The 26,539-nt window shown below is 70.7% G+C and carries 15 protein-coding genes; 3 read left to right on the top strand and 12 right to left on the bottom strand.

Translation table 11 applies throughout. From position 1 onward, the window contains the following. Positions 1-8: 8 nt before the first annotated feature. On the bottom strand, positions 9-1,025 hold the full coding sequence (locus IE273_RS05245) for a PLL family lectin (protein WP_189813952.1): 1,017 nt from the start codon (positions 1,023-1,025) through the stop codon (positions 9-11). 73 nt (positions 1,026-1,098) lie between these two features. On the opposite strand from IE273_RS05245, the gene IE273_RS05250 reads away from it, so the two are divergent. Continuing rightward, positions 1,099-1,494 carry a PIN domain-containing protein gene (locus IE273_RS05250; RefSeq protein ID WP_189813953.1) on the top strand — a complete coding sequence of 132 codons (396 nt, stop codon included), beginning with the start codon at positions 1,099-1,101 and terminating at the stop codon, positions 1,492-1,494. A 99-nt stretch (positions 1,495-1,593) separates the two neighbouring features. Here the strand turns inward: IE273_RS05250 and IE273_RS05255 are convergent, their stop codons facing one another. The 10 genes from IE273_RS05255 to ngcE form a co-directional block, all read right to left on the bottom strand. Then, positions 1,594-3,048 carry an ArnT family glycosyltransferase gene (locus IE273_RS05255; protein WP_189813954.1) on the bottom strand — a complete coding sequence of 485 codons (1,455 nt, stop codon included), beginning with the start codon at positions 3,046-3,048 and terminating at the stop codon, positions 1,594-1,596. 72 nt (positions 3,049-3,120) lie between these two features. After that, positions 3,121-4,641, bottom strand: coding sequence for an amino acid permease (locus tag IE273_RS05260; RefSeq protein WP_189813955.1), 1,521 nt, complete (start codon positions 4,639-4,641; stop codon positions 3,121-3,123). Between the two features lie 149 nt (positions 4,642-4,790). Beyond that, positions 4,791-6,719, bottom strand: coding sequence for a 1-deoxy-D-xylulose-5-phosphate synthase (gene dxs / locus IE273_RS05265; protein WP_189813956.1), 1,929 nt, complete (start codon positions 6,717-6,719; stop codon positions 4,791-4,793). Positions 6,720-6,911: 192 nt separating this feature from the next. Continuing rightward, on the bottom strand, positions 6,912-8,192 hold the full coding sequence (locus IE273_RS05270) for a sugar ABC transporter permease (protein ID WP_189813957.1): 1,281 nt from the start codon (positions 8,190-8,192) through the stop codon (positions 6,912-6,914). Further along, complete coding sequence (locus tag IE273_RS05275) at positions 8,189-8,980, bottom strand: ATP-binding cassette domain-containing protein (protein ID WP_189813958.1); 792 nt, start codon at positions 8,978-8,980, stop codon at positions 8,189-8,191. The genes IE273_RS05270 and IE273_RS05275 overlap by 4 nt, the downstream gene beginning before the upstream one ends. A gap of 198 nt (positions 8,981-9,178) precedes the next feature. Next, positions 9,179-10,252 (bottom strand): sugar ABC transporter substrate-binding protein, encoded by a 1,074-nt coding sequence (locus tag IE273_RS05280; protein WP_229887086.1) that lies wholly within the window; start codon positions 10,250-10,252, stop codon positions 9,179-9,181. Between the two features lie 169 nt (positions 10,253-10,421). Next, on the bottom strand, positions 10,422-11,621 hold the full coding sequence (locus IE273_RS05285) for an ROK family transcriptional regulator (RefSeq protein ID WP_189813960.1): 1,200 nt from the start codon (positions 11,619-11,621) through the stop codon (positions 10,422-10,424). 204 nt (positions 11,622-11,825) lie between these two features. Beyond that, positions 11,826-12,752 carry a carbohydrate ABC transporter permease gene (locus IE273_RS05290; RefSeq protein ID WP_189813961.1) on the bottom strand — a complete coding sequence of 309 codons (927 nt, stop codon included), beginning with the start codon at positions 12,750-12,752 and terminating at the stop codon, positions 11,826-11,828. 4 nt (positions 12,753-12,756) lie between these two features. Continuing rightward, positions 12,757-13,683, bottom strand: coding sequence for a carbohydrate ABC transporter permease (locus tag IE273_RS05295; protein ID WP_189813962.1), 927 nt, complete (start codon positions 13,681-13,683; stop codon positions 12,757-12,759). A gap of 29 nt (positions 13,684-13,712) precedes the next feature. Continuing rightward, entirely contained in the window at positions 13,713-15,158 is a 1,446-nt protein-coding gene (ngcE, locus tag IE273_RS05300) for an N-acetylglucosamine/diacetylchitobiose ABC transporter substrate-binding protein (RefSeq protein ID WP_189813963.1), read from the bottom strand. A gap of 342 nt (positions 15,159-15,500) precedes the next feature. On the opposite strand from ngcE, the gene IE273_RS05305 reads away from it, so the two are divergent. Both IE273_RS05305 and IE273_RS05310 read left to right on the top strand, forming a co-directional pair. Further along, positions 15,501-19,304, top strand: a complete 3,804-nt coding sequence (locus tag IE273_RS05305) for a GH92 family glycosyl hydrolase (RefSeq protein WP_229887087.1) — start codon at positions 15,501-15,503, stop codon at positions 19,302-19,304. A 215-nt stretch (positions 19,305-19,519) separates the two neighbouring features. Then, a complete protein-coding gene (locus IE273_RS05310; RefSeq protein ID WP_189813964.1) occupies positions 19,520-22,747 on the top strand; it encodes a tetratricopeptide repeat protein in 3,228 nt (1,075 codons plus the stop codon). 87 nt (positions 22,748-22,834) lie between these two features. Here the strand turns inward: IE273_RS05310 and IE273_RS05315 are convergent, their stop codons facing one another. Further along, positions 22,835-26,104, bottom strand: a complete 3,270-nt coding sequence (locus IE273_RS05315) for a GH92 family glycosyl hydrolase (protein ID WP_189813965.1) — start codon at positions 26,102-26,104, stop codon at positions 22,835-22,837. Between the last annotated feature and the right edge of the window lie 435 nt (positions 26,105-26,539).

Consider the following 26,539-nt stretch of genomic DNA (forward strand, 5'->3'; position numbering starts at 1 on the left):
TGGCGCGCTCAGACCTCCCGCCACGCCTCCAGCGCCAGCCCCGGCTCGTCCTTGCGCCGGGTCAGCAGGAGCCGTCCGGTCGACGGGGACAACGTTGCCGCCACCACCCGGTCCTCCTCGTCCGTCGTGAGGGACACCAGCGCGTCCAGCGGGAGTTCGGGGCCCGACTCGGTCCACCAGGCGCCCGCCGACTCCATCTCGGTCGGATACGCGGCGAAGGCGACGCGGCGGCTCTCGGTCCGCTGGACCAGCAGGGTGCAGTCGAGGCCGTCCAGGTCGCAGCGGACCGCCGACACCGGGCCGGGGCCGGCCGCGGGCAGCAGGGTGACCGGCTCGCCGCCCGGACGCCAGGCGCACAGGTCGCCGGAGGTGCCGGTGTAGAAGACGGTCGTACGCTCCGGGGAGGTGGCCAGGGCGCGCAGGGTGCCCGGGCGGACCGGTGCCTTCAGCGCCTCCTGGAGCACGGGCTGGGTGCCCGGCTCCTCCTGACGCCAGTACAGCAGGCCCTGCGGGACGGCCGCGTACAGCTCGACCCGGCCGGACTCCCCGGTGACCGCCGCGAGTCCGTCCTGGACCTCCTTGCCCTTGAGGTCCCGCCAGGGGTCCCAGCCGCCCTTCTCCTTCTGGGCGAGCATGCCGACCCCGCCGCCCTTGTTGCGGACGAAGACATGGGCGCGGCCCTGGGCGTCCACCGCGACGGCGGGCGTGCCGGTGCGGTCGCCCTTCTTGTCCGGGTGGCCGACCGGGTGCCAGTCCAGGGCCGCCAGGTGCGGGCGGAAGTGCGTGGAGTGCACCAGCCCGGACTCGCCCTGGACGGTGGGCCGCCAGGAGACCAGGTGGGCGTAACCGTCGGCGCCCTGGCCGACCGCCAGGACGGTGTGCAGTTCCTGTTCGCCGCCGACCTTGCGCGGGGCGGACCAGGGGCCGCGGGGGCCGCGCTCCGCCCGGCACAGGACGGCGTCGCCCGACAGCTGGTAGACACTGAGCCGGCCGTCTCGGCCGCGGAGGAGCCAGTCGCCGTTCACCGGTTCACTTTAAGCCGCTCGGTACCGGCCCCGGGGCCCGGCCCCCGGCCACGGTCATGGGACCCTGGGGTGCATGACCGACCCCCTCGGCCCCGGTTCCCCCGCCCCCTCCCCCCTGCTCGTCGTGGTGGACGGCGCGAACGTCGTCGGGTCGCGGCCCGACGGCTGGTGGCGGGACCGCAAGGGGGCGGCCGAGCGGCTGCGGGACCGGCTGGCGAACGAGGGCCTGCCCGGGCACCCGGGGCCCGTGGAGATCGTGCTCGTGGTCGAGGGCGCGGCCCGGGGCGTGGCGTCCGTACCGGGCGTGCGGGTGGAGTCGGCGCCGGGCAGCGGGGACGACCGGATCGTGGAGCTGACCGCCGAGCACGCCGGCCGGTCCCGTCTGGTGGTGACCGCCGACCGCGAACTGCGCCGCCGCGTGACGGCCCTGGGCGCGGAGGTGACGGGCCCCCGCGCGGTCCTGGACTGAGCGGCACCACCCGTTCACGGGACCAGGGAGCCGTCCGCCGGCACCCGCCCCCGGCGCCCGCAGGGCCACCGCCGTCCCGTCGGCACAGCGGCCTCGCCGTCAGCCCTCCGGCACCCGGGCGTACAGGACCGCGCCGTCCACCCGGGCCACCTCGGTGTAACCCGCCGTCAGCAGGCGGTGCAGGGTGGGCAGTCGGGCGGGGGCGTACGGCTTGCCGCGGGAGTCGTCGACGACCAGGGCGGGGGCGTGCGCGGTCATCTCGCGCCGGAAGACCGGCCAGGCACCGGCGACGGCGTACTTCTCGCCGACCTGGGGGCCGTCCCGGCCGCCGCTGTAGTTGGTGAGCAGGCCCGCGGTGAGGTAGCGGGTGGCGGGGGTGCGGCCGGCCAGCCAGTACGTCTCCGGGTGTATCCCCCAGACGAGGACCCGGTCGGCGGGTGCCGTGCGGTGCGCGAGGGCCGCCGCCAGCCGTTCGGCGTGCGCGAGGTCGGGGCGCGGGGCGAACAGGCCCCAGCCGACGAAGAGGGCGCAGCAGCAGGCCGAGGTGAGTACGGCGGCCGGGTGCCCGTCCCGGGGCAGGACGTGCAGCGCGGCGGTGGCCAGCAGGGCGAGCGGCGGGGTGAGTTGCAGGTAGTAGTGGCCGAAGAAGTGGCAGCCGAGGGCCACGGCGACCGCCGAGGAGGCCAGCCACAGCCAGAGCCACACGTCGGCCGCTTTGGCGCGGGCACCCCGCAGGGCCCGTACGACCGGCGGGAGCAGCCCCGCCGACGCCACCGCCAGGATCGCGGTGTTGGTCAGCGCGCGGACCAGGACGTGGAGTTCGGAGCCGGTGACGGAGGCGTAGGCGGTGGAGCCGGTCACCGTCCAGAACAGGAAGCCGGCCGGGTCCGTCGCCAGGGCCGCGCCGAGCACGGGCAGGGCGCAGCCGGCCGCGAGCCGTGGCAGGCCCGCGCGGGTGCCGCCCCGCTGGTGCAGCAGCCAGGCCACCGGCAGCAGCACCGCACCGCCGGTCTGCTTGGTGAGGAACGCGGCGGCGACGGCGACCCCGGCGGCGCCCCAGCGCCCCCGGTCGGCACACCACAGGGCGGCGACCGTCCAGGGCAGCATGAAGACCTCGAAGGTGGCGGCCTGCGCGTCCTCGGGGTTGAGCCCGACGGAGACCAGCAGGTACAGCACCCCGGCGGTGCGGCCGGCGCGCTCGCCCCAGCGGCGGCGGGCCAGGGAGGCCAGCAGGACGGCGGTGAGCAGCTGGGCGAGGACGGCGAGCACCCGCAGCGGGGTCAGGGAGCCGGAGCCGCAGAGCGCGAACGCGGCCTGGTAGAGCCAGGGCAGCAGCGGCGGCTTGCGGTCGACGACCGTGTCGTACAGCTCCCCGCCCTGGGCGAGCAGCCGCGCCTGTACGGCGAGGAAGCCCTCGTCCGGGTTCCACAGCGGTCGGCGGAAGGAGGGGATCCGGGTGACGCAGGCCAGGGTCGCCAGGAGGGGCAGCAGCCGCGCCCAGTACGCCGTCCGGGTGACCGTGGTCCGTGCGGGGGCGAGCGGGGCGGCGAGCATGGTCCGCACGCTATCCGGCCCCGCCGTCCCAGCCGAAGCGGGACATACGGGACCGGGGCGCGAGTGTGCGGGTTACCCGGTCGCCTTCGGCGGGCGCGCGGCCTCGCCGGCCGTGGTCCCCTCGCGCCGGGCGAGGCGGCTGTGCGAGCGGCCGTAGAGGAAGTAGACGAAGAAGCCGATGACCATCCAGACGGCGAACCGGATCCAGGTCTCGGCGGGCAGGTTGAGCATCAGCCACAGCGAGGCGCACACGGACAGGATCGGGACGACCGGGACCCACGGGGTGCGGAAGGCGCGGTGCAGGTCCGGGCGGGACTTGCGCAGGATGATGACGCTGAGGGCGACGACGATGAACGCGAACAGCGTGCCGATGTTCACCAGTTCGGCGAGTTCGCTGAGGCTGGTGAAGCCCGCGACGATCGCGATGACGCCGCCGAGCAGGATGGTGGACCGGTACGGGGTGCGGAACCGCGGGTGGGTGTGCGAGAAGAAGCGGGGCAACAGCCCGTCGCGGCTCATGGCGAAGAAGACCCGGGACTGGCCGAGCAGCAGGATCATGCACACCGTGGTCAGGCCGACGGCGGCGCCGAAGCTGATCAGGCCCGCGTACCAGGGGTGCCCGGTGGCCTTGAACGCGTCGGCGAGGGGCGCCTTCACGGACAGCGCGCTGTACTTCTGCATGCCGGTGACGACGATCGACACGGCGACGTACAGGGCGGTGCAGATGATCAGGGAGCCGAGGATGCCGCGCGGGACGTCGCGCTGCGGGTTGCGGGTCTCCTCGGCGGCGGTGGCGACGACGTCGAAGCCGATGAACGCGAAGAAGACCACGGAGGCCGCGGTGAAGATGCCCATGACGCCGAAGTGCGAGGGCGCCCAGCCGATCATCAGCTGGATCAGGGGGGCCTTGAGGTTCCCGCCCGCCTCGGCGGACTGCGCCTTCGGGATGAAGGGGTCGTAGTTCCCGCTCTTCACGAAGAAGGCACCCGCGATGATCACGACGAGGACGACGGCCACCTTGACCGCGACGACCACGGAGGTGACCCGTGCGGACAGCTTCATGCCGATGACGAGGATGGCGGTGAGCACCAGGACGAGGGCCGCGGCGAGGATGTCGAAGCCGAAGCCGGTGGCGCCGTCCCGGCCGGAGAGGGCCTCGGGCAGGTGCCAGCCCGCGTTGTCGAGCAGCGAGGCTATGTAGCCGGACCATCCGACCGCGACCACGGCCGTGCCGAGCGCCAGTTCCAGGACGAGGTCCCAGCCGATGATCCAGGCGGGGAGTTCGCCGAGCGAGGCGTAGGAGAAGGTGTAGGCGGAGCCCGCCACGGGGACGGTGGAGGCGAACTCGGCGTAGCAGAGGGCGGCGAGCGCGCAGACGACACCGGCCACGACGAAGGACAGCGACACGGCGGGGCCGGCGGTGTTCTTCGCCGCCGTGCCGGTGAGGACGAAGATGCCGGTGCCGATGATGACACCGACGCCGAACACGGTCAGATCGAGGGCGGTCAGCGACTTCTTGAGCGAGTGTTCGGGTTCCTCGGTGTCCAGGATGGACTGCTCGACGTTTTTCGTCCGGAACAGCGCGTTGCTCACGTACCTACCTCCCACGCTTGTGAGACCTCGATATGGCTCAACATGATCGAGAGGGCCTGGGAGCGTATTCCCCGGCACAGGCAGGTTCACGCAAACGGGCCGCTTCCGCCACCGGGAGAAGCGGCGGAACCGGCCCGTGGAGGCGGTTTCTAGTCGCGCGCGGGCTCCACGGAGTCCACGGCACCCGCCGTACGGTCGAACCGCCCGTCCAGCTTGGAGACGAGCCCGGTGACCTGTCGGGCGATGTCGGGCGCGGTCAGCCCGATCTCGGCCATGACCTCGGCGCGGGAGGCGTGGTCGAGGAAGCGCGGCGGGATGCCGAAGTCGCGCAGCGGCACGTCCACGCCCGCGTCCCTGAGGGCCTGGGCGACGGCGGAGCCGACACCGCCGACTCGGCTGTTGTCCTCGACGGTGACGACGACCCGGTGCCGTTCGGCAAGCGGGGCCATGGCCTCGTCGACGGGCTTGACCCAGCGGGGGTCGACCACGGTGGTGGAGATGCCCTGCTTGTTCAGCAGTTCCGCGATCTCCAGGCACATCGGGGCGAGCGCGCCGACGGAGACCAGCAGCACGTCCGGCCGGTCGGTGCCCGGCTCCCGGAGCACGTCCATGCCGCCGATCCGGCCCACGGCGGGTACGGCGGGGCCGACGGCGCCCTTGGAGAAGCGCACCACGGTCGGCGCGTCGTCGACGGCGACGGCCTCGCGCAACTGGGCCCGCACCTGGTCGGCGTCGCGCGGCGCGGCGAGCCGCAGCCCCGGCACCACCTGGAGGATCGACATGTCCCACATGCCGTTGTGCGAGGCGCCGTCGGTGCCGGTGACGCCGGCCCGGTCGAGCACGAAGGTGACACCGCACTTGTGCAGGGCCACGTCCATGAGGACCTGGTCGAAGGCGCGGTTGAGGAAGGTGGCGTACACGGCGAAGACCGGGTGGAGCCCGGCGTAGGCGAGGCCGGCGGCGGAGACGGCGCCGTGCTGCTCGGCGATCCCGACGTCGTACACCCGCTCGGGGAACCGCTTGGCGAACTTGTCGAGGCCCACGGGCTGGAGCATGGCCGCCGTGATGGCGACGACGTCCTCGCGCTCCTCGCCGAGCCTGACCATCTCCTCGCCGAAGACCGAGGTCCAGTCGGCGCCGGAGGAGGCGATCGGCAGCCCGGTGTCGGGGTGGATCTTGCCGACGGCGTGGAACCGGTCGGCCTCGTCCTGGAGGGCGGGCTGGTAGCCGCGGCCCTTCTCGGTCAGGCAGTGCACGATCACCGGCCCGCCGAAGCGCTTGGCCCGGGCCAGCGCCGACTCCAGCGCCTCGATGTCGTGGCCGTCGATCGGGCCGACGTACTTCAGGCCGAGGTCCTCGAACATGCCCTGCGGGGCGATGAAGTCCTTCAGCCCCTTCTTGGCGCCGTGCAGGGTCTCGTACAGCGGTTTGCCGACGACCGGGGTGCGGTCGAGGATGTCCTTCGTCCGCGCCAGGAAGCGCTCGTAGCCGTCGGTGGTGCGCAGGGTGGCCAGGTGGTTGGCGAGCCCGCCGATGGTGGGGGCGTACGACCGCTCGTTGTCGTTGACGACGATGACCAGCGGCCGGTCCCTGGCCTCGGCGATGTTGTTGAGCGCCTCCCAGGCCATACCGCCTGTCAGGGCCCCGTCACCGATGACGGCGACGACATGGCTGTCCCGTCGGCGCAGCTGGTTGGCCTTGGCGATGCCGTCGGCCCAGCCGAGCACGGTGGAGGCGTGGCTGTTCTCGATGACGTCGTGCTCGGACTCGGCCTGCGAGGGGTAGCCCGACAGGCCGCCCTTCATCTTCAGCCGGGAGAAGTCCTGCCGGCCGGTGAGCAGCTTGTGCACGTAGGACTGGTGGCCGGTGTCCCACAGCACCTTGTCCTTCGGGGACTCGAAGACCCGGTGCAGGGCGATGGTCAGCTCCACCACACCGAGGTTGGGGCCCAGGTGCCCGCCGGTCTTGGAGACCTCCTGGACGAGGAAGGTCCGGATCTCCTCCGCCAGCTGGTCCAGCTCCTCCAGGCTGAGCCGGTCCAGATCGCGCGGTCCCCTGATTCGGGTCAGCAGCGGCACCCGTGCCTCCTTGCAGTAGAGCTGATCGAGCTGTTGCCGGGCTTGGACGAGTCTAATGTTCCGTCCGCACGCCCGATGGCCGGGCGGGGGGTCATGACTCACGCGAACGGCTGTACCCGTGTGGCCGGCCCGGACACGCCCTTGCCCGGCACCGTGGGACGGTGCCGGGCAAGGGTGGTGCGTCGGGTGCGCTCAGGCGCGGCCGGCCGACTTCTGGGTCTTGCGGGTGATCGAGTCGATGACGACCGTGGCGAGGAGCACGCCACCGGTGATCATGTACTGGATCGGGGTGGCGATGCCCTGGAGGGCGAGGCCGTACTGGATCGACGTGATCACGAGGACACCGAGCAGCGCGTTCCAGGTGCGGCCCCGGCCGCCGAAGAGGCTGGTGCCGCCGATGACGGCCGCGGCGATGACGTTCATCAGCAGGTCGCCGGAGCCGGCGCTCTGGTTGGCGGCAGCGATCTTGGAGGCCCAGAACAGACCGCCGACCGAGGCGAAGAAGCCCGCGATGGCGAAGACCGAGACGCGCACCAGGGTGACGTTGATACCGGCGCGGCGGGACGCCTCCACGCTGCCGCCGAGCGCGAAGACCTTGCGGCCGTACGCGGTGCGGCGCAGCACGAAGTCGCTGCCGACCAGGACGATCGCGAAGAGCAGCACCGCGAGCGGCAGACCCTTGTACTGGTTGAACATGACCGCGACGCCGAACGCGGCGACCGCGAGCAGCACGGTGCGCAGCACGATGTCGCTGAGCGGGCGGGACGGGATGCCCGCGAGCGCGCGGCGGCGGTTGCCGAGGAAGGCCGACAGGAAGTATCCGGCGACCGCGACGAAGGCCAGGAGGTAGGCGGCGGCCACGTCCGAGAAGTAGTACGTGGTGAGCTTGCCGACCACGCCGTCGCCGTCGATGTTGATCGTGCCGTTCGAGCCCAGGATCTGGAGCATGAAGCCGTTCCAGAACAGCAGGCCGGCCAGGGTCACCGCGAACGCGGGCGCGCCGATCCGGGCGAAGAAGAAGCCGTGCAGGGCACCGATGACCGCGCCGGCCGCGAGGGCGGCGAGGACGGCGAGCCACTCGTTGACGCCGTGCGTGACGCTCATCACGGCGGTGATCGCCGAGGAGACACCGGAGACGGAGCCGACGGAGAGGTCGATCTCGCCGAGCAGCAGCACGAAGATGATGCCGACCGACATCATGCCGGTGGCCACCATGGCGACGAAGATGTTGTTGAGGTTCTCCGCGCCGAGGAAGGCGGAGTTCAGGCTCTGGAAGATCGCGCAGATGGCGATGAGGCCGACCACGACCGGCAGGGCGCCGAGGTCGCCGGCGCGCATCTTGCGCTTGAACTCGGTGACGTAGCCCGCGAAGCCCTGCTCGCGCACGAGCAGGCGGGGGTCGACGGCGGGGGCGGCGTCGGCCGCGACGGCGGGCGCGTCGACGGGCTCGGCCTGGGTCTTGTCGATGCTCACTTCTGAGCCTCCGCGGTGGTGCGCGCCGCACGACGGGTCACGGCGTTGTCCGTGGCGCCGGTGATGGCGGAGATGATCTCTTCCTGCGAGGTGGTCTTGACCTCGAACACGCCGTTGTTGCGACCGAGCCGCAGGACGGCGACCTTGTCGGCGACGGCCTTCACGTCGGCCATGTTGTGGCTGATGAGGATGACCGCGAGGCCGCGCTCGCGCAGCCGCTCGACGAGGTCGAGGACCTGGGCGGTCTGCTCGACGCCGAGGGCGGCCGTCGGCTCGTCGAGGATGACCAGCTTGGGCTCGCCGAGCATGGAGCGGGCGATGGCCACGACCTGGCGCTGACCGCCGGAGAGCGACGCGATCGGGATGCGCACGCTGGGGATGCGGATGGAGAGCGTCTGGAGCAGCTCGCGCGAGCGGCGCTCCATCTCGACCTCGTCCAGGACACCGCGGCGCTTGATCTCACGGCCGAGGAACAGGTTGCCCACGACGTCGATGTTGTCGCACAGGGCGAGGTCCTGGTAGACCGTCGCGATGCCCAGGTTCTGGGCGTCGTGCGGCCGGTTGACCGTGACGGGGCTGCCCTCCCACTCGATGACACCGTCATCGATGGGGTGCACACCCGCGATCGTCTTGACAAGGGTGGACTTGCCGGCGCCGTTGTCGCCGACGAGGGCAACCACCTCTCCGGCGTGGACCTCAAGCTCTACGTCGGTGAGCGCCTGAACGGCACCGAATCGCTTGGAGACCCCGCGCAACGCCAGCACGGGCGTAGCGGACACGTGAACCATCTCCTTCGCCGCCCGAGCCTGACCCCGGCGGGAGGTTGAACATGAAGAGTGAGGGGCGTTCCGTCCGGCGCCCCGCCGTTGTGCTGCGGGGCTGTCGGCGGCGGGGCGCCGGACGTGCCGGCACGGGGCGCGCGGACAGTGGGCGCGCGCCTGCCGTGCAGGCCGGCGGAGCCGCCGCCGAGGCGGCCCCGGGGGGTGTTACTTGAGGCCGATCTTGTCGCAGGCGGCCTTGTACTTGGCCGTGCAGATCTGCTCGACCGTGTAGTAACCCTGCTTGATGACCGTGTCCTTGACGTTGTCCTTCGTCAGCGAGACTACCGGGACGATGACGGACGGAATGCCCTTCTCGGTGCCGCTGTCGACGGTGGTGGCATCGAGCGAGCCGTCGACCTTGCCGGTCTTGACGATCGAGACGGCCATCTTGGCGACGGTCTCGGCCTCCTGCGGGTAGGACTTGAAGACGCTCATGTACTGCTCGTTCGCCACGATGCGCTGCACGCCCGCGAGCTCGGCGTCCTGGCCGGTGACCGGGGGAAGCGTCTTGAGGCCCGCGCCCTTGAGAGCGGTGATGATGCCGCCCGCCATGCCGTCGTTGGCGGAGTACACGCCGACGATCTTGTCCTTGCCGAGGGCGGAGATGGCGCCCTCCATGTTGGCGTTGGCGTTCTCCGGCTTCCACTCCTTGGTGTCGTACTCCTTGCCGATGTTCACCTTGCCGTCGAGGACCTCGTGCGCGCCCTTCTTGAACTGCGCGGCATTCGGGTCGGTCACGGAGCCGTTCATCATGACGATCTTGCCGGACTTGGCCTTGCCGCCCAGGGCCTTCAGCAGGGCCTCACCCTGCGTCTTGCCGACCTCGACGTTGTCGAACGAGGTGTAGGCGGAGATGGGGCCCTCGGCGAGACGGTCGTAGGCGACGACCGGGATGCCCGCGTCCTTGGCCTTCTTGACGCCCTGCGCCACCGCCTTGTAGTCGACCGCGTCCAGGATCAGCACGTCGACCTTCTTGGTGATCATCGTGTCGATCTGCTGCGACTGGAGGGTCGCGTCCTGCTTGGCGTTGAGGTAGTCGACCTTGCCCTTGCCGTTCGTCAGATCCTTGATCTGCTTCTCGATGATGGGCTTGTCGAACTGCTCGTAGCGGGCGGTCTGGTTCTCCGGCAGGAGCAGACCGACGGTGATGTCGTCACCCTTGTGGGTGGTCGTCTTCCCGCTGTCACCGTTGCCGCCGGACTCCTTCGCGCTGCCGCAGGCGGCGAGCGAGACGGTCATTGCGGTGGCACAGAAAGCAAAGGCAGCACGACGCATGCGCTTGTTCACTCTTCAAACCTCCCTGACGAGGCCGCGTCGTTGCGGCCGAGGTGGCTGGAAGTCAACTCGGCCACACGTGCGACGTCAAGAAGTAAATCCTTAACGAGATGGCAACGGTGCCATCCGTTCTCTAAGTGAAGACAGGGGCCGCCACGGACAGCGCACCCTCCAAAAGGGTCGAATCGCCCATCTCGCTGAGCGCGAGGGCGAGCGCTCCGAGCACCTCCGCGCGGCCACCAAGTGCCCCCGGGAGAACAGACAGTTGGCGCGCCGCGCTGGGAATGGCGTAGCGGCCGACGGACTCCCTGATCGGTCCGAGCACCAGCTCACCGGCCTCGGCGAGATCACCACCGAGGACCACCCGGCTCGGGTTCAGCAGATTGCAGAGATTGGCCACTCCGCTTCCGATGTGGCGGCCGATGTCGGCGATCACCCGACGACAGCCCGGGTCACCGTCCCTGGCCAGCCGTACGACGCCTTCCATCGTCAGGCTGGAGCCGTGGCTGGGCTGGAGCAGCGGGAGCACATAGCGCGCCGACGCGAACGTCTCCAGGCAGCCGCGGTTTCCGCAGCGGCAGACCGGGCCGGATTCATCGAGTGTAATGTGCCCGATCTCGCCCGCTGTGCCGCCCGGGCCGCGATAGATCTTCCCGTCGATCACCAGACCGGCGCCGACACCGCTCGCGACCTTGATGTACGCCAGGTCCCGGACGCCCTTGCCGCTGCCCCAGACCAGCTCGCCCAGGGCGCCGAGGTTGGCGTCGTTGTCCACGTGCACCGGCACGCCGAGCCGTTCGCGCAGTTCCTCGGCGGGCTTGGTGCCGCCCCACCCCGGCAGGATCGCGGTCGAGCCGAGCGTGCCCGACTCGACGTCGATCGGACCCGGCACGCCGAGCCCCACGCCGGCCACCTTGGCCCGGTCCACGCCCGTCGCCGCGATCAGCCGGTTGACCAGCTGTTCCGCCCGGTCGAAGCCCTGGTCGGCGGAGGCGTCGACGTCCAGCGGCTCGGCCTCCTCGGCCAGCACCTGATGGGCGAGGTTCCCGACCGCGACCCGTAGGTGGGTGTGCCCGAAGTCGACCCCGATCACGATGCCGGCGTCCCCGCTCAGGCTGACGCTGCGGGCCCGCCGCCCGCCGGCCGAGGTGGGCGTGACCTCGACGGTTCCGCCGTCCTTCAGCTCCCGCACGATGTTGGAGACGGTCGCGGCGGACAGCCCGGTGGTCCGCGCGATCTCCGCCTGCGTGAGGGACCCGGCCAGCCGTACGGCCCGGACCACCCGCTCCAGGTTGGCTCGGTGCAGTGACGACTGCGACCCTGGAGTCTCCACGACGACCTCCTGAGCGCGGGGCCGCTTCGGCGAGGCCCCGTGTATGTCCAACTAGTGAACTCTAAGCTGAGCCGTTCGGGGTGACTCCCGTCAAGAGGTTGAACCGTTTCCGGGTACATGGACACCACGACGCACACCCTCCCGGGCGACGGGACGGTGTGCGTCTCGGGACGGCCGCGGGACTGCCCCGCCGGGTCGCAGCCCCTATTTGAGCGCCCCCGCGGTCAGCCCCTGGACCACCTGGCGCTGGAAGACGATGTACGCCGCGAGCACCGGCAGCATCGCCATGACCAGGCCCGCGAACAGTCCCGACCAGTCACCCTTGTAGCCCTGGCTGGCCGCCAGCTGGACCAGTCCCTGGGTGAGGACCTTCTTGTCGGGGTCGGTGTTGAGCACCGTGGGCAGCATGTACTGGTTCCACTGGCCCAGGAAGTTGAAGATGCCGACGCTGATCAGACCCGGCTTCGCCATGGGCAGCATGATCTGGAAGAACGTCCGCGCGTGCGAGGCGCCGTCGACGAAGGCCGCCTCCGCCACCGAGGTCGGCAGGGTGCGGAAGAACGCCGTGAGGAAGAAGACCGTGAACGGCAGCGAGTAGGCGATGTAGACCAGGATCAGGCCGTGGATCGTGTTCAGCAGCCCCATGTTGTTGACGACGTAGAACAGCGGGACCAGCGCGAGCATGATCGGGAAGCTCATGCCACCGACGAACAGGTAGTAGACGAAGCGGTTGCCGGGGAAGTCGAAGCGGGCCAGCACGTACGCCGCCATGGAGCCGAGCACCAGGGTGCCGATCAGCGAGCCGCCGACCACCAGCACGGTGTTCAGGAAGTAGTCGCTCATGTTGGCGTCGGTCCACGCCCGCGCCCAGTTGTCGAAGTGCAGGCTGTCGGGCAGGGACCAGGGTGAACCGAAGATGGAGCTGTCGTCCTTGAAGGACGTCATCACCGCCCACACCAGCGGCAGGACCACCATGATCGCCCAGATGACCAGGATGCCGTGGGAGAAGACGTTGAGGACGTTGCCCTCCCTCCTGCGCACGGCGGGCCGCCCGGTGGGCGGCACGTCCACCTTGGAGACGCCGGCGCCGGACTCGGCCGGCAGCGGCGCGGGGGTCTCGGTCGTCTTCATCGCTTCAGTACTCCAGCCGCTCGCGACGGCCCAGCCTCATCACGATCGCGGCGAACGCGAGCGTGACGACGAGCAGGGCGACGCCGATGGTGGTGGCGTAGGCGGCCTGACCGTCCCGGAACGCCTTCTGGTACACGTACAGGACCATCACCGTGGTCGAGTAGTCGGGACCACCCGGTCCGGTCGTCATGATCTGTACGACTGCGAACGACTCGGCGCCGAGCGCGAGGATGCCCATGTACACCCAGCCGGACTGGACGGTGTCCCACAGCAGCGGCAGGGTGACGCGGAAGAAGGTGGTGAAGCGGCCGGCGCCGTCCAGCAGCGCCGCCTCGTACAGCTCGGCCGGGATCGAGGCCATGCCCGCGGAGAACAGCACCACGAAGAAGCCGACCGTGGACCACACGAGCACCGCCATCACGCACCACAGGGCGAGGCTCGGGTCGCCCAGCCACAGCGGCTGCACGCCGTCGAGGCCGATGCCGCGCAGGAGCGAGTTGATCGCGCCGCTGTCCGGGTTGTAGGCGAAGGCGAACAGCAGCGCGACGATCGCGATCGACAGCACCTGCGGGAAGAAATAGACGATCTTGTAGAAGGACGAGCCCCGGACCCCGGAGATCACGGGGCCGCCCCTTCTGCGCCGTCCGCCCACATTGATCATGAAGGCGAGGAACAGCGCGAGACTGATCGTCACCACCGGCAGCACCAGGGCGAACAGCAGACTGTGCTCCAGCGACTTCCAGAAGATGTCGTCGTCGAGCATCCTCTTGTAGTTGTCGAAGCCGACCATTTCGAATTCGGGGCTGAGGCCCGTCCAGTCCGTGAACGAGTAGTAGATGGACTGGATGAACGGCCACACCACGAAGAGCGCGTACAGTCCGAGGGGCAGTGCCAGAAACCCCACGATGAACCGGTACTTGCCGTGTTGCATCGCCACTCCGGTGCTGTCAGGGTGCTGGATTACTGGTGCTTGTAGTGCTTGATCGAGGTGTCCTTCGCCGCCTCGTCGGCAAAGCCCTGGATCTTCTTGATGGCCTCGGCCGGGGTGAGCCGTCCGGCCATCATCTCGCCGAGACCGGACACGCCGATCTTCTCCTTCTGCAACTGCACGTACCAGTCCTGAAGACGCGGATTCACCACGTTGGACCCTGCCTTGTCCAGCGCCGCCACGCCCGACTTCAGACCCGGGGTGAGGCTGATGCCGCTGGTGCCTCCGTTGTACGCGGTCAGTGACTTCACCTTGGTGGTGAAGTTCTTCGAGGACGCCTCGGAGAGCAGGATGCGCAGTTGCTCCATGCCGCCCTCGGTGTTCTTCGCCTTGGCCGGCACGATGAAGGGCTCACCGCCGGAGGCCCAGATGGTCCCGAACGGCAGCTTGTCGGAGGAGTCGATGCCGGTGGGCGCGGACACGGCGAGGTCGAAGTCGGCCGGGATGACGTTGGCCGACTCGTTCTCCACCCAGGAGCCGTTCGGGATGAACAGCGCCTCGCCCTTGGCCCAGGCGGTCTGGGACTGGATGTGGTCCAGGCCCGGGGTGCCCTTGAGGACGTAACCCTTCTTGTACAGCTCGTAGTAGGCCTCGAAGCAGGCCTTGACCGCGGGGTGCTTCCAGGCGTTCGGCTCCAGGTTGTCGATGGCGTCGAGGACCTCGCGACCGCCCACCTTGGCGATCATCGGGTAGAGCGAGAAGGGGATGTAGTACGGGTACTTGCCCGCGTACGTCCAGCCCGCCATGCCCTTCTGCTTGGCCTTCGCGCAGACCGCCAGCATCTCGTCCCAGGTCTGCGGGTACTGCGCGTCCAGCGAGTCGAGGGCCTTCTGCGAGTACCAGACGCCGTAGACCGTGTAGGCGTAGTACAGGACCCAGACCGGCTTGCCGTCGAACTGGCCCATCTCCACGATGCCGGGGCGCAGCGTGTCGCGGACCTTCTTGTCCGGGTCGTCGTACGACGGCGCGTCCAGCAGCGGGGTGAGGTCGGCCAGCTGGTTCTTGCCGACGAGCACCCCCATGTCCATCTGCTCGGCCCCGGAGTTGTCGATGAGGTCCGGCGGGTTGCCCTGGTTGAAGCGGGGCTGCAAGGTGGACTGGATCTTCTGGGTGGTGGCGAACTTCACCTTGGCCTCGGGGAAGTCCTTCCCGTAGACCTTTACGGCGTCCTGGGCGTATTCCTTGCCGAAGCCGCCGTCGAAGAGGACGAACTCCATGCCAGCGGTGTCGTTGACGCCGAGGGGGTTCTTCGAGGTCTTCTTGCCCGCCTTCGCCTTGTCCTGTCCGTCACCGCCCCCGCTGGCACAGGCGGACAACAGGCCCATTCCCGGGGCCGCGACCAGGCCGAGCGCCGCGGACCGCTTGATCAGGTCACGACGGCCCACACCTTCGACGCCGTGGTGCGCAGTGGATCCCATGCTCAAGTCCTCGCCTTCTCCAGGACTCAGGCGGTGAACCGGATCCTCCCCGGCACCGCTGTCGGGTAGTGCTGGCTCGTGCTGGAAACGCCGACAGGTATAGTCCACTTCCCGCCAACTGGGCAAGATCGAATGCAGGGTTCGCGTGGGGTCTTTTCCGAGTTGAGACCTCGCGGAAATATGAAGGCCCCCGGAACGGCCCGCCGGAAAAAGTCGCGACATAACTCCCTGAATGCCACAGCCAACACCCTTGACATCACGGGCCACTTGACCACCTACTGGTTCCTGCGCCCCGTAGCTGACAACGTTGTCCGGAGGGGGTGCAGGAGGGGAAATCGGTAGATGCAGCGCAGAACGCGGCACAGATGGGGCCCGGCGGTCGTCCTCACGGCCGCCTTTGTCATGGCCGTCGGCGCGCAGGGCGCGGCGGTCGCCCTGCCCGGCAAGGCTCCGGCGGCCGACCGGGAGTTCGCGTCCTCGTTCGAGGCGGGCGACCCGGCACCGGACTGGCTGAACACCGTCGACACCGGACGGGACGGCACCAAGCGCGCCTCGGGCGTGGACGGCGGCTACAGCACGGGCATTCCGGGCAATGTCACCGACCATGTCGCCGAAGTCCGGGCCAGCGGCGAGAACACCGGCGCCGGCGAGGTCGCGGAGAACCTCGCCGACGGTGAGCCCGGCACCAAGTGGCTGACCTTCGAGCCCACCGGCTGGGTGGAGTTCGACCTGGACAAGCCCGTGAAGATAACGACGTACGCGCTCACCTCGGCCAATGACTTCGGCGAGCGCGACCCCGAGGACTGGACCCTGAAGGGCTCCACCGACGGCAAGGACTGGACGACGGTCGACACCCGCTCGGGCGAGAACTTCGCCGAGCGGTTCCAGACGAAGTCGTACGACCTCGCCGAGCCGGCCGAGTACCAGCACTTCCGGCTGGAGGTGACGAAGAACGCGGGCGCGCCGGACATCCTCCAGCTCGCCGACGTGCAGTTCTCCACCGGCAGCGGCGGCGGTCCGGTGCCGCAGGACATGCTGACCCTGGTCGACAAGGGCCCGAGCGGCTCCCCGACCGCCAAGGCGCGCGCCGGGTTCACCGGGAAGCGTGCCCTGCGCTACGCCGGCCGGCACACGGCGGCCGGCCGGGCCTACTCGTACAACAAGGTCTTCGACGTGAACGTCAAGGTCGGCGGCGACACCGAGCTGTCGTACCGCGTCTTCCCGTCGATGGCCGACGGCGACCGCGACTACGACGCCACCAACGTCTCCGTCGACCTGGCCTTCACCGACGGCACCTACCTGAGCGGCCTGGGCGCGCTGGACCAGCACGGCTTCCCGCTCACCCCGCGCGGGCAGGGCGCGTCGAAGGCCCTGTACGTCAACCAGTGGAACAACGTGGCCGCGCGGATCGGCTCGGTCGCGGCCGGCAAGACCGTCGACCGCATCCTGGTGGCGTACGACTCCCCCGACGGCCCGGCGAAGTTCCGCGGCTGGCTGGACGACGTGGCCCTGAAGCCGGTGGCGCCCGAGAAGCCGAAGGCGCACCTGTCGGACTACGCGCTGACCACCCGCGGCACCAACTCCAGCGGCAGCTTCTCGCGCGGCAACAACTTCCCGGCGACGGCCCTGCCGCACGGCTTCAACTTCTGGACCCCGGTGACCAACGCGTCCTCGCTGAGCTGGCTGTACGAGTACGCACGGGCGAACAACGCGGACAACCTGCCGACGATCCAGGCGTTCAGCGCGAGCCATGAGCCGAGCCCCTGGATGGGCGACCGGCAGACCTTCCAGTTGATGCCGTCGGCCGCGTCCGGCACCCCGGACACCGGCCGCGAGGCGCGGGAACTGCCCTTCCGGCACGAGAACGAGACCGCGCGGCCGTACTACTACGGCGTCCGGTTCGAGAACGGCCTCAAGGCCGAGATGGCCCCGACCGACCACGCCGCCGCCCTGCGCTTCACCTACCCCGGTGACGACGCGAGCGTGCTGTTCGACAACGTCACCGAGCAGGCCGGACTCACGCTCGACAAGGAGCACGGGACCGTCACCGGCTACTCGGACGTGAAGTCGGGCCTGTCGACGGGCGCGACCCGGCTGTTCGTGTACGGCGAGTTCGACAAGCCGGTCACCGACGGCGCCTCCAGCGGGGTGAAGGGCTTCCTGCGCTTCGACGCGGGCGCCGACCACACCGTGACCCTGCGCCTGGCGACCTCGCTCATCAGCGTCGACCAGGCCAAGGACAACCTGCGCCAGGAGATCCCGGACGGCACCTCCTTCGACACGGTCAAGGGGCGTGCCCAGCAGGTCTGGGACAAGCTGCTCGGCAAGGTCGAGGTGGAGGGCGCGACCCCGGACCAGCTCACCACGCTGTACTCCGGCATGTACCGGCTCTACCTGTACCCCAACTCGGGCTTCGAGCGGGTCGACGGCAAGGACCGGTACGCCTCGCCGTTCTCCGCGATGCCGGGCCCGGACACCCCGACGCACACCGGCGCGAAGATCGTGGACGGCAAGGTGTACGTCAACAACGGCTTCTGGGACACCTACCGGACCACCTGGCCCGCGTACTCGTTCCTCACCCCCTCCCAGGCGGGCGAGATGGTCGACGGGTTCGTGCAGCAGTACAAGGACGGCGGCTGGACCTCCCGTTGGTCCTCCCCCGGCTACGCCGACCTGATGACCGGCACCTCCTCGGACGTGGCGTTCGCCGACGCCTACGTCAAGGGCGTGAAGTTCGACGCGAAGGCGGCGTACGACGCGGCCGTGAAGAACGCGACCGTCGTCCCGCCGATGTCGGGCGTGGGCCGCAAGGGCATGTCCACCTCGCCCTTCCTCGGCTACACCTCGACCGACACGCACGAGGGCCTGTCGTGGGCGATGGAGGGCTACGTCAACGACTACGGCATCGCGAAGATGGGTGAGGCGCTCTACAAGAAGACCGGCGAGAAGCGCTACCGGGAGGAGTCGGAGTACTTCCTCAACCGGGCCCGCGACTACGTGAACCTGTTCGACGCCAAGGCGGGCTTCTTCCAGGGGCGCGACGACAAGGGCGACTGGCGCGTGGACTCCGCGAAGTACGACCCGCGCGTGTGGGGGTACGACTACACGGAGACCAACGGCTGGGGCTACGCCTTCACCGCCCCGCAGGACAGCCGGGGCCTGGCCAACCTGTACGGCGGCCGGCAGGGCCTGGCGGACAAGCTGGACGAGTACTTCGCCACCCCGGAGACGGCCTCCCCCGACCACGTCGGATCCTACGGCGGTGTCATCCACGAGATGACCGAGGCGCGGGACGTCCGGATGGGCATGTACGGCCACTCCAACCAGGTCGCGCACCACGTCATCTACATGTACGACGCGGCCGGCGAACCGTGGAAGGCGCAGGCGTACGTCCGTGAGGCGCTGTCCCGGCTCTACACCGGCAGCGAGATCGGGCAGGGCTACCACGGCGACGAGGACAACGGCGAGCAGTCGGCCTGGTACCTCTTCTCCGCGCTCGGCTTCTACCCGCTGGCGATGGGCAGCGGCGAGTACTCCATCGGCTCCCCGCTGTTCAAGAAGGTCACCGTGCACCTGGAGAACGGCCGGGACCTGGTGGTGCGGGCGCCGGGGAACAGCGCGAAGAACGTCTACGTCCAGGGCGTCATGGTCAACGGCCGCCCCTGGAAGTCGACGTCGCTCCCGCACTCGCTGCTGTCCAAGGGCGGGGTGCTGGACTTCTTCATGGGCTCCAAGCCGTCGGCGTGGGGCACCGGGAAGGACGCGGCGCCGGTCTCCGTCACCCAGGACGACAAGGTGCCGACGCCCCGCGCGGACGTGCTGAAGGGTGACGGCCCGCTCTTCGACGACACCTCGGCGACGAGCGCGACGCTCACCTCGGCGGACCTCCCGGCCAAGGGCGATGTACGGCCGGTGCAGTACACGCTGACCTCGGGAGCCGACCGCACGAAGGCACCGACCGGCTGGACCCTGGAGGGCTCCACCGACGGCACGACCTGGCGGACCCTGGACCACCGCTCCGGGGAAACGTTCACGTGGGACCGCCAGACCCGCGCCTTCACCATCGCCGCACCGGGCACCTACACCAAGTACCGCCTGGTCCTGGACGGCGAGTCGACCCTGGCGGAGGTGGAACTGCTGGGTTGAACAGCGGCTCGCCCGCGATGACATGAGGCCCCGGGGGCCGCCGAACACGAGGCGTCCCCCGGGGCCGTACGACGTCGTCGCCGGGCTCGGTGTTCGACGTACCCGGGCCGTGCCCGCACGCCAGGGTGATCCGGTCGGCCCCGCCCACCTCTGTCAGTGCGCCGAGGCAGAATCGACTCCTGTCACGCACCGCGTACGACGAGGGGGGTCGACCGATGCACGCTCCCGTGGACATCGGTGAGCTGGTGCGCTTCGCGCTGCACACGATGGGCGAGCGCAACGCGCACCACGAGTTCGAGCGGCTCTGCCTGGAGGTCGCCCGCCGGCGTCTGGTCAGCAACCTGCTGCTGGCCACCGGACCGGTGAGCAGCGGGGGCGACCAGGGACGGGACGGCGAGAGCTTCTGGACGGCCCTGGTCCACCCGCCGCACCCCCCGGCCTCGGAGTTCGCCGCTCTCGCGTCGCCGCAGCGGGTCGTCCTGGCCTGCACCATCCAGAGGACCAACGTCCCGGCCAAGGTCAGGAAGGATCTGGCAGCGATCAACGGACAGGGCGGCGCCGTGGACCGTGTCCTGTACTTCACCGTCGCCCCCGTGCCGGTGGCCACACGGCACGCGCTGCAACGTGAGGCGCGGGAGGTCCACGACGTCGAGCTGGACGTCTTCGACGCGGTCGCCCTCGCCGACTTCCTCACCGCGCCGGACCTGGTCCACCTGGCCCAGCGGCACCTGGGGCTGCCCTCGCTCCCGGGCATGGGCGGTGAGCCCGCGGGAGACCTGTCGGTCGCGGTGCCCGAGGACGCGATCGAACACCACATCCGCGGCCGGGACGCGCTGCTGGCCGAGCTGGCGGAGCAGATGACGCGTGGCGGCGACCGGGTGGTGCTGTGCGGGGTCGGCGGCTGCGGCAAGAGCACGGTGGCGCTGGCGCTCGCCCGCCGGGGCCGCACCGCCGGGTTGCAGGTGTGGTGGGTCGACGCCGCGACCCGCAGCACCTTCGAGGAGGGGTTGCGCGAGGTCGCCGTGCAGGCGGGTGTGTCCCGCGCGGAGGCCCGCGAGGTGTGGTCACGGCGGGAGGCCGCCCGGGACGTACTGTGGCGCGCGCTGGACGACCCGGCCACGGGGCGATGGCTGCTGGTCGTCGACAACGCCGACGACCCGTCGGCGGTGCGCGACTGGATCAGGGCACCCCGGCCGGGGAGCACCGTGTTGGTCACCAGCCGGGAGCAACGGCCCGCCGCCTGGTGGAGGCAGGCGGCCGTGCACACCGTCGACCCGATCGGCGAGGCGCACGGCGCCGCGATGCTCCGGGAACTCGCCCCGCGGGCCGGGACGGAGGAGGAGGCCCGGAGCCTGTCCCGGCGGCTCGGCGGACTGCCGCTCGCCCTGCTGCTGGTGGGCAGGTACCTCGCCATGACCGGTGACGACCCGGTGCTTCCGGAGTCGCACACGCCGCGCTCGTTCGCCGCGTACCGGGCGGCGCTCGACCGGGAGTTCCCCGAAACCGTCTCGGCCCTGTCGCACGACCCGTCCGGTCCGCTCACGCGGACCTGGGAGATGTCCCTGGATCTGCTGGAGGCGAAAGGGGCCGTCGTCGCACGGCCGCTGTTCCGGCTCATCTCCTTCTTCGCGCCCGATCCCCTGCCGGTCGTGCTGCTCATCGGCAGCGTGCTGGCGCGGGCGAGCGTGTTCGCCGGGCTGTCGGCGACCGGCCTGGAGGAGGCCGTGCGCGGTCTCCTCGGCTGCGGGCTGCTGAACCGCCGCCGGATCGAGGCGGACGGTACGACGGTGGACACCCTGGTCGTCCACCCGCTCGTCCGTGAGATCACGCGCATGCAGCCGGACGCCGTCGCGGGCGCACCCGAGTACACGACCCTGGCCGTGGTGCTGCTGACGAAGGTGGCCGGCGGGCTGCCGAGCGACGACACGTCGACGTGGCCGCTGTGGCGTCTGCTCGCACCGCACTGCACGTGGGCCGCGTCCGACACCTCCCACGCGGCCGGGGAGGAGTGGATGGTCCGCGGTGACCTCGCCGCGCTGACCGCCGCGTACGCTCACACGGCCGGTGTGTGGGCGCTGGCGGAGGAGCAGCTCCGCCACGCGTTGGACGCCCTCGGGCACTGCCTTCCCGCGGACGCGCCGCGCATCGTGGCGACACGGCACAACCTGGCCTACCTCCGGCACGATCAAGGACGTTATGACGAGGCCGAGGCGGAGCTCGCCCACGTCCTGGAATCGGCGTTGAAGACCCTCGGCCCGGATCACCGGACCACCCTGGCGGCACGCCATGAACTGGCCAGGCTCCGTCTGGACCGCGGGGACGTCGCCTACGCCCATGCCGAGCTGTCCGTCGTCGTCTCCCGCACGGCGGAGGTGCTGGGACCCGACCACCCGGTCACCCTGGCGGCTCGGCACGAGCTCGGCCGCACCCTGCGCGCCCGAGGCGACCTGGCCGGGGCCCGGTCCCTGTTCGAGCAGGTGGTCGGCGTCAAGACGGACTCCCTGGGCGAGGCGGCACTGCCGACGCTCGTGACCCGTCATGAACTCGCTGACCTGCTCCTCGAACTCGGCGAGGTGGAACAGGCCCATGCCGCCTTCACGGAGATCCTGGCGCTGGAAGACCGGACCCAGGGCCCCGGCCACCCCAGCACCCTGGTCACCAGGAACAACCTCAGCCGCGCCCTCGTCGAACTCGGACGGCTCGACGAGGCCGAGGCGGAGCTGTGCGAGACGCTCGCCGCGTGGGAGCGCATCGGTGAGGGGGCTCACCCCATGGCACTGGTCACGCGCGGGGCCCTCGGCGGTCTGCTCGCCACGACCGGCCGGGCGGCCGAAGGGGAGAAGCTGCTGCGGACAGCGGCCCTCGCGCTGGAGCGGATCTTCGGCGCCGGCCATCGCGAGACCGTCGACGCCCGGCTCAACCATGCGGAGTCCCTGCACCGGTTGAACCGGCACGCGGACGCGGAAGCCCTGCTCCGTGCCGTCGTGGGAGCCTTGGTGGATACGGCCGACGGCGAGGGGCCCCGCCTCCTCGCGGCTCGCCGGAAACTGGCCGACATCTGCTTCGAGCTGGGCCGGGACGCCGAGGCGGAGGACGAACTCCGCCGGATCGTCGCCGCGAAGAGCCGGGACCTGGGGGCCGACCACGCGGAGACCCTCCAGGCCCGCCAGGCTCTGGCGGCCGTCCTGCTGCGCCAGGGACACACGGCTCTCGCGGCCAGACAACTCGTGGCGCTCGTCGATCCGTTGGACGCCGCCCTGGGCCGCAGCCACCGGGACTCCCTGATCGCGCGGTCGAATCTGGCCTTCGCCCAGTCGCAGCTCGACGCCGACGCGGCAGCCAGACGGCAGCTTCGACGCGTCGTGGCGGTGTACGAGGAGGACGGACTCGTGCCGGACGATTTGCTCGCCACGGTGCGGGAACTGCTCCGCCAGCTGGGGTGAGGCGAGCCGCCGGCCAGGGCGTGACGAAGGTGCACCGGCACGGTGCGGAGCGCGGAGTCCGTGTGGGTGCGCCCCGCACCGCCGGTGTCAGCCCGTGGCGAGGGTGAACACGTGCAGGTCCGTGTCGCGCGGGAGCGTGACGCTCTTGATCTGCTTGCCCGCCGGAGCCTGGTACGGCTTGGTGGCGAAGACGTACGTCGCCACCGGGTCCTTGTCCGCGCCGGCGACATTGCGGTACGCGGTCTTGGCGACGACCTCGTTGCCGTACTGGACGGAGCCGCCACCGCCGCCCACGGTCCAGTCGGTGAAGGACAGGTCGACGGTGCCGGTGGTGCCGTCGGTGTAGGTGACGGTCGCCTTGGTCTGCTGGTTGCCGTTGACGGCGCTGCCGATGAAGGACAGGGCGTCCGCCGGGCTGTTCAGCAGGACGGTCTGGCCGGACGCCGAGGCGTTGTCGGGGCGGCCGGCGGGTGAGGCGGGCCAGGTGAAGGCGAGACCGCCGGCCGTCGCCTGCTTGCCCGGGGTGAGGCCGGCCGCCGCGAGGGCCTGCCGGGAGTAGCTCCAGCCGCCGCCGTCGTAGTCGGCCTCGTCGTGGTCGCCGTCGTCGTCGGAGACGCCGGTGCTGTTGTAGGCGGCGAGCAGGGTGCCCGGGGCGGCCACGGTGAGCGCCACCGGCTGCTCGTAGGAGGAGTCGCCCGAGGTCACCGTGACCCGGACCTCGGCGAAGCCCTGCTCGGCGTCCCGCGCCGCCGTGAGTGTGATCTCCTGGGCGCCGTCGGTGACCGTGCCCTCGGCGGGCGTGGCCGTCACCCCGGCCGGGGTCTGGACCCGGAAGCGGACCTCGGGACCGGTGCCGCCGGTCAGTGACAGCGCGCGGACGCCGACGGTCGTGCTGTCACCGGGGGCGAGGGTGGCCGTGGTGGGCCCGACGCCGATCTGGTACGGCTGCTCGCCCTCCCGGAAGGACGGCGGCGGGCTGCTCGCGCCCCAGTCGTGGTCCGGGGTGGCGGACAGCGTGTAGTCGAGCCGGCCGCCGTCGCGGACGAAGGACGCGGGCAGCCACGGCCGGTCGCCGCTGCGGCCGTTCACCTTCAGCGACCGGACGTACGGCGCGTCGGCCGCCGCTCCCGTGGCGCGCACGGAGATGTCGTTGCCGTGCGGGCGGTCGATCTCGATCCGCTCGAACAGCGGTGAGGCGAGGACCAGTTCGGCACGGGACGGCACCTGCGGGTACATGCCGAGGGCGGAGAAGACGTACCAGGCGGACATCGCGCCGAGGTCGTCGTTGCCGGGGATGCCGCCGGGCTCGGTGGACCACAGCTGCCGCATCGCCGCGCGGACGGTCTCCTGTGTCTTGTAGGGGGCGCCGGCGTAGTCGTACAGGTAGGGGACGTTGATCGACGGCTCGTTGTCCAGTTCGGACTTGGTGCCGCCGTTGCCGGTGAAGGCCCAGCCGCCGTCGGCGTCGTGGAAGAAGTCGTCCAGCCGGGCGAGCGCCGCCTCCCGGCCGCCCAGCGCGGCGAAGAGGCCCGCCGGGTCGTGCGGGACCATCCAGGTGTACTGGGCGGCCGTGCCCTCGACGAAGCCGTTGCCGGTGTCCGGGGTGAAGCCGGTGACCCAGCTGCCGTCGGCCTTGCGGCCCGCGATGTAGCCGCCGTCCGGCGCGGCGGCGACGTTGAAGTTGTTCTGCCACCACTGGGCGCGGTGGGCGAAGGTGTCCGCCGTGTCCTTCTCCCCCGCCTCGCGAGCGAGTTGGGAGATCGCGAAGTCCGCGGTGGACATCTCCAGGGTCTCGGCGGCCCCGCCCCAGGCGTTGGACACGCTCGGCATGTAGTGCAGCTTGAGGTACTTGTCGAGGGAGGGGCGCTGGCCCACCGACAGCACGGGCTTGCCGGCCGGGGACAGGTCCTGCGGTGTGGGGACGGTGGCCGCCCGCACGAGGGACTTCAGGGCGCCCTTGAGGTCGAAGTCCGTGCCGCCGAAGGCGCGGATGCCGGCGAGCGCGGCCGGCGAGGGGTCGCCGTTCATGACGTGGGTGCCGCTCGCGCCGTGCAGCCAGCGGTCCCAGACGCCGTCGTTCTGCCGGGCCAGCTCGTACAGGGACTGCGCGATGTCCGAGCCCGTGCGCGGGTCGAGCAGCGTCAGCAGCTGGACCTGGTCGCGGTAGACGTCCCAGCCGGAGAAGGTGCCGTACTGGGCGTGCCGCCGCCGGTCGACCGTGTGCACGCGTCCGTCGGCGCCCCGGTACCTGCCGTCGGCGTCGCTGATGACGTTGGGATGCAGCAGCGCGTGGTAGAGCGCGGTGTAGAAGGTGGTGCGCTCGGCGTCCGTACCGCCGCCGACCCGGATGGCTCCCAGCCGCTCCCGCCAGGCCCGGCGGGCCGCCTCCCGGACGGCGTCGAAGGACCGCCCCGGCGGATTCTCGGCGGTCAGGTTGGCCTCGGCCGCCTCCCGGCTGACGTAGGAGATGCCGACCTTGACGTTGACCGGGCCGTCGCCGGGCGCGAACCGTACGTACCCGCCCGCGCCCTTCCCGGCGACCGGCCGCCCGCCGTGCGAGAAGCCGCCGGTGCCGCCGGACGCCTCGCGGGAGCCGGGGTCGAGCCGGTCGTCGTGCCAGGTGCCGGTGGCCTGGAAGGCGCGGTCGAAGCGGGCGGTGAAGTAGAGGGTGTAGTAGGCGCGCTGGCCCTCGGGGTCGAGGTAGCCGCAGAAGTTCCCGGAGGTGACCGAGCCGGAGATGGTCCGGGTGTCCGGGTCGATCGTGACCGTCGAGTCCTGCGAACCCACCTCGGAGTTGGCGGTGCGCACCAGCAGGGAGGCGGGCTTGCCGGCCGGGTAGGTGAAGCGGGCCGAGCCGGTGCGCGCGGTGGCGGTGAGGTCGGCGGTGACGCCGGAGGCCAGGCCGACCTTGTAGTGGCCGGGCTCGGCGGTCTCGTCGGCGTGGCGGAAGTCGGAGGCGTAGACGGCGTCCTTGGTGTCGCTCGCCGGGGAGGAGGTGACCTCGCCGGCGTACGGGAAGAACGGGATGTCCCCGCTGCCGCCGGCGCAGCCGGTGCCGGACATGTGGGTGAGGCTGAAACCGCGGATGCGGGTGGCGTCGTACTGGTAGCCGCCCGGCGCGGCGGTTCTCGTGGCGTCGCCGCGGGTGTTCTCCGGGCTCCAGGAGAGCATGCCGAACGGCACGACGGCGCCCGGGAAGACGTCGCCGCCGTTCCTGGTGCCGATCAGCGGGTCGACGTACGGGGTCGGGTCCTTGACGAGGCCGGGGGGCGCGGCGGGCGCCGCCAGGGCGGGAGTTGCGGTGCCGGCGGTCGCGAGGAGCGCGGCCAGCAGCAGGGACGTGGGTCTGAAACGCATGACGCGGCCCTTCCTCCTAACGGACGGGTCGCGCACCACAGGTCGCACAAGCCGCAGGGACAGTAACGTGCGCCACCGGTACCACGGAAGACCGCGTACGCGCCGGGAGGCGCACGCCCTCATCACCCGGCCGGGCCGGCCAAATGGCTTGACATCGTTGTCGGTTGAGGCGGTAGAGTCATGTGCACGACGATTGACAACGATGTCGCTCGCCATCTCGCCGCACAAGCCACGCGGTTACAGGCCATTTCCCTCCGGACAGGCAGCCCACCCCCCTCGCCTGCCCGGCTCGCGGACCCGGTGCGAAATCCACCGGGTCCGCCCAGAGCGGCCCGGCCGAGCCGGAGGGGGTTCATCGGTGTCGGCGCGCCCGTGATCACGTCGACGCGGTACGGCCTCGTGAGCGCCGCGCTGTTCGAGGGAGAGGCGCCGAGG

The organism is Streptomyces olivaceoviridis (assembly GCF_014650115.1).
In the GTDB taxonomy this organism is placed as follows: Bacteria; Actinomycetota; Actinomycetes; order Streptomycetales; family Streptomycetaceae; genus Streptomyces; species Streptomyces olivaceoviridis.

Bases quoted from the DNA above. Each gene is read 5' to 3' on its own strand.
- IE273_RS05250 (WP_189813953.1), top strand. From the start codon at position 1,099: ATGACCGACCCCCTCGGCCCCGGTTCCCCCGCCCCCTCCCCCCTGCTC.
- IE273_RS05255 (WP_189813954.1), bottom strand. From the start codon at position 3,048: ATGCTCGCCGCCCCGCTCGCCCCCGCACGGACCACGGTCACCCGGACG.
- IE273_RS05275 (WP_189813958.1), bottom strand. From the start codon at position 8,980: ATGGTTCACGTGTCCGCTACGCCCGTGCTGGCGTTGCGCGGGGTCTCC.
- IE273_RS05280 (WP_229887086.1), bottom strand. From the start codon at position 10,252: ATGACCGTCTCGCTCGCCGCCTGCGGCAGCGCGAAGGAGTCCGGCGGC.
- IE273_RS05290 (WP_189813961.1), bottom strand. From the start codon at position 12,752: ATGAAGACGACCGAGACCCCCGCGCCGCTGCCGGCCGAGTCCGGCGCC.
- IE273_RS05295 (WP_189813962.1), bottom strand. From the start codon at position 13,683: ATGCAACACGGCAAGTACCGGTTCATCGTGGGGTTTCTGGCACTGCCC.
- ngcE (WP_189813963.1), bottom strand. From the start codon at position 15,158: ATGGGATCCACTGCGCACCACGGCGTCGAAGGTGTGGGCCGTCGTGAC.
- IE273_RS05305 (WP_229887087.1), top strand. From the start codon at position 15,501: ATGCAGCGCAGAACGCGGCACAGATGGGGCCCGGCGGTCGTCCTCACG.
- IE273_RS05310 (WP_189813964.1), top strand. From the start codon at position 19,520: ATGCACGCTCCCGTGGACATCGGTGAGCTGGTGCGCTTCGCGCTGCAC.
- IE273_RS05315 (WP_189813965.1), bottom strand. From the start codon at position 26,104: ATGCGTTTCAGACCCACGTCCCTGCTGCTGGCCGCGCTCCTCGCGACC.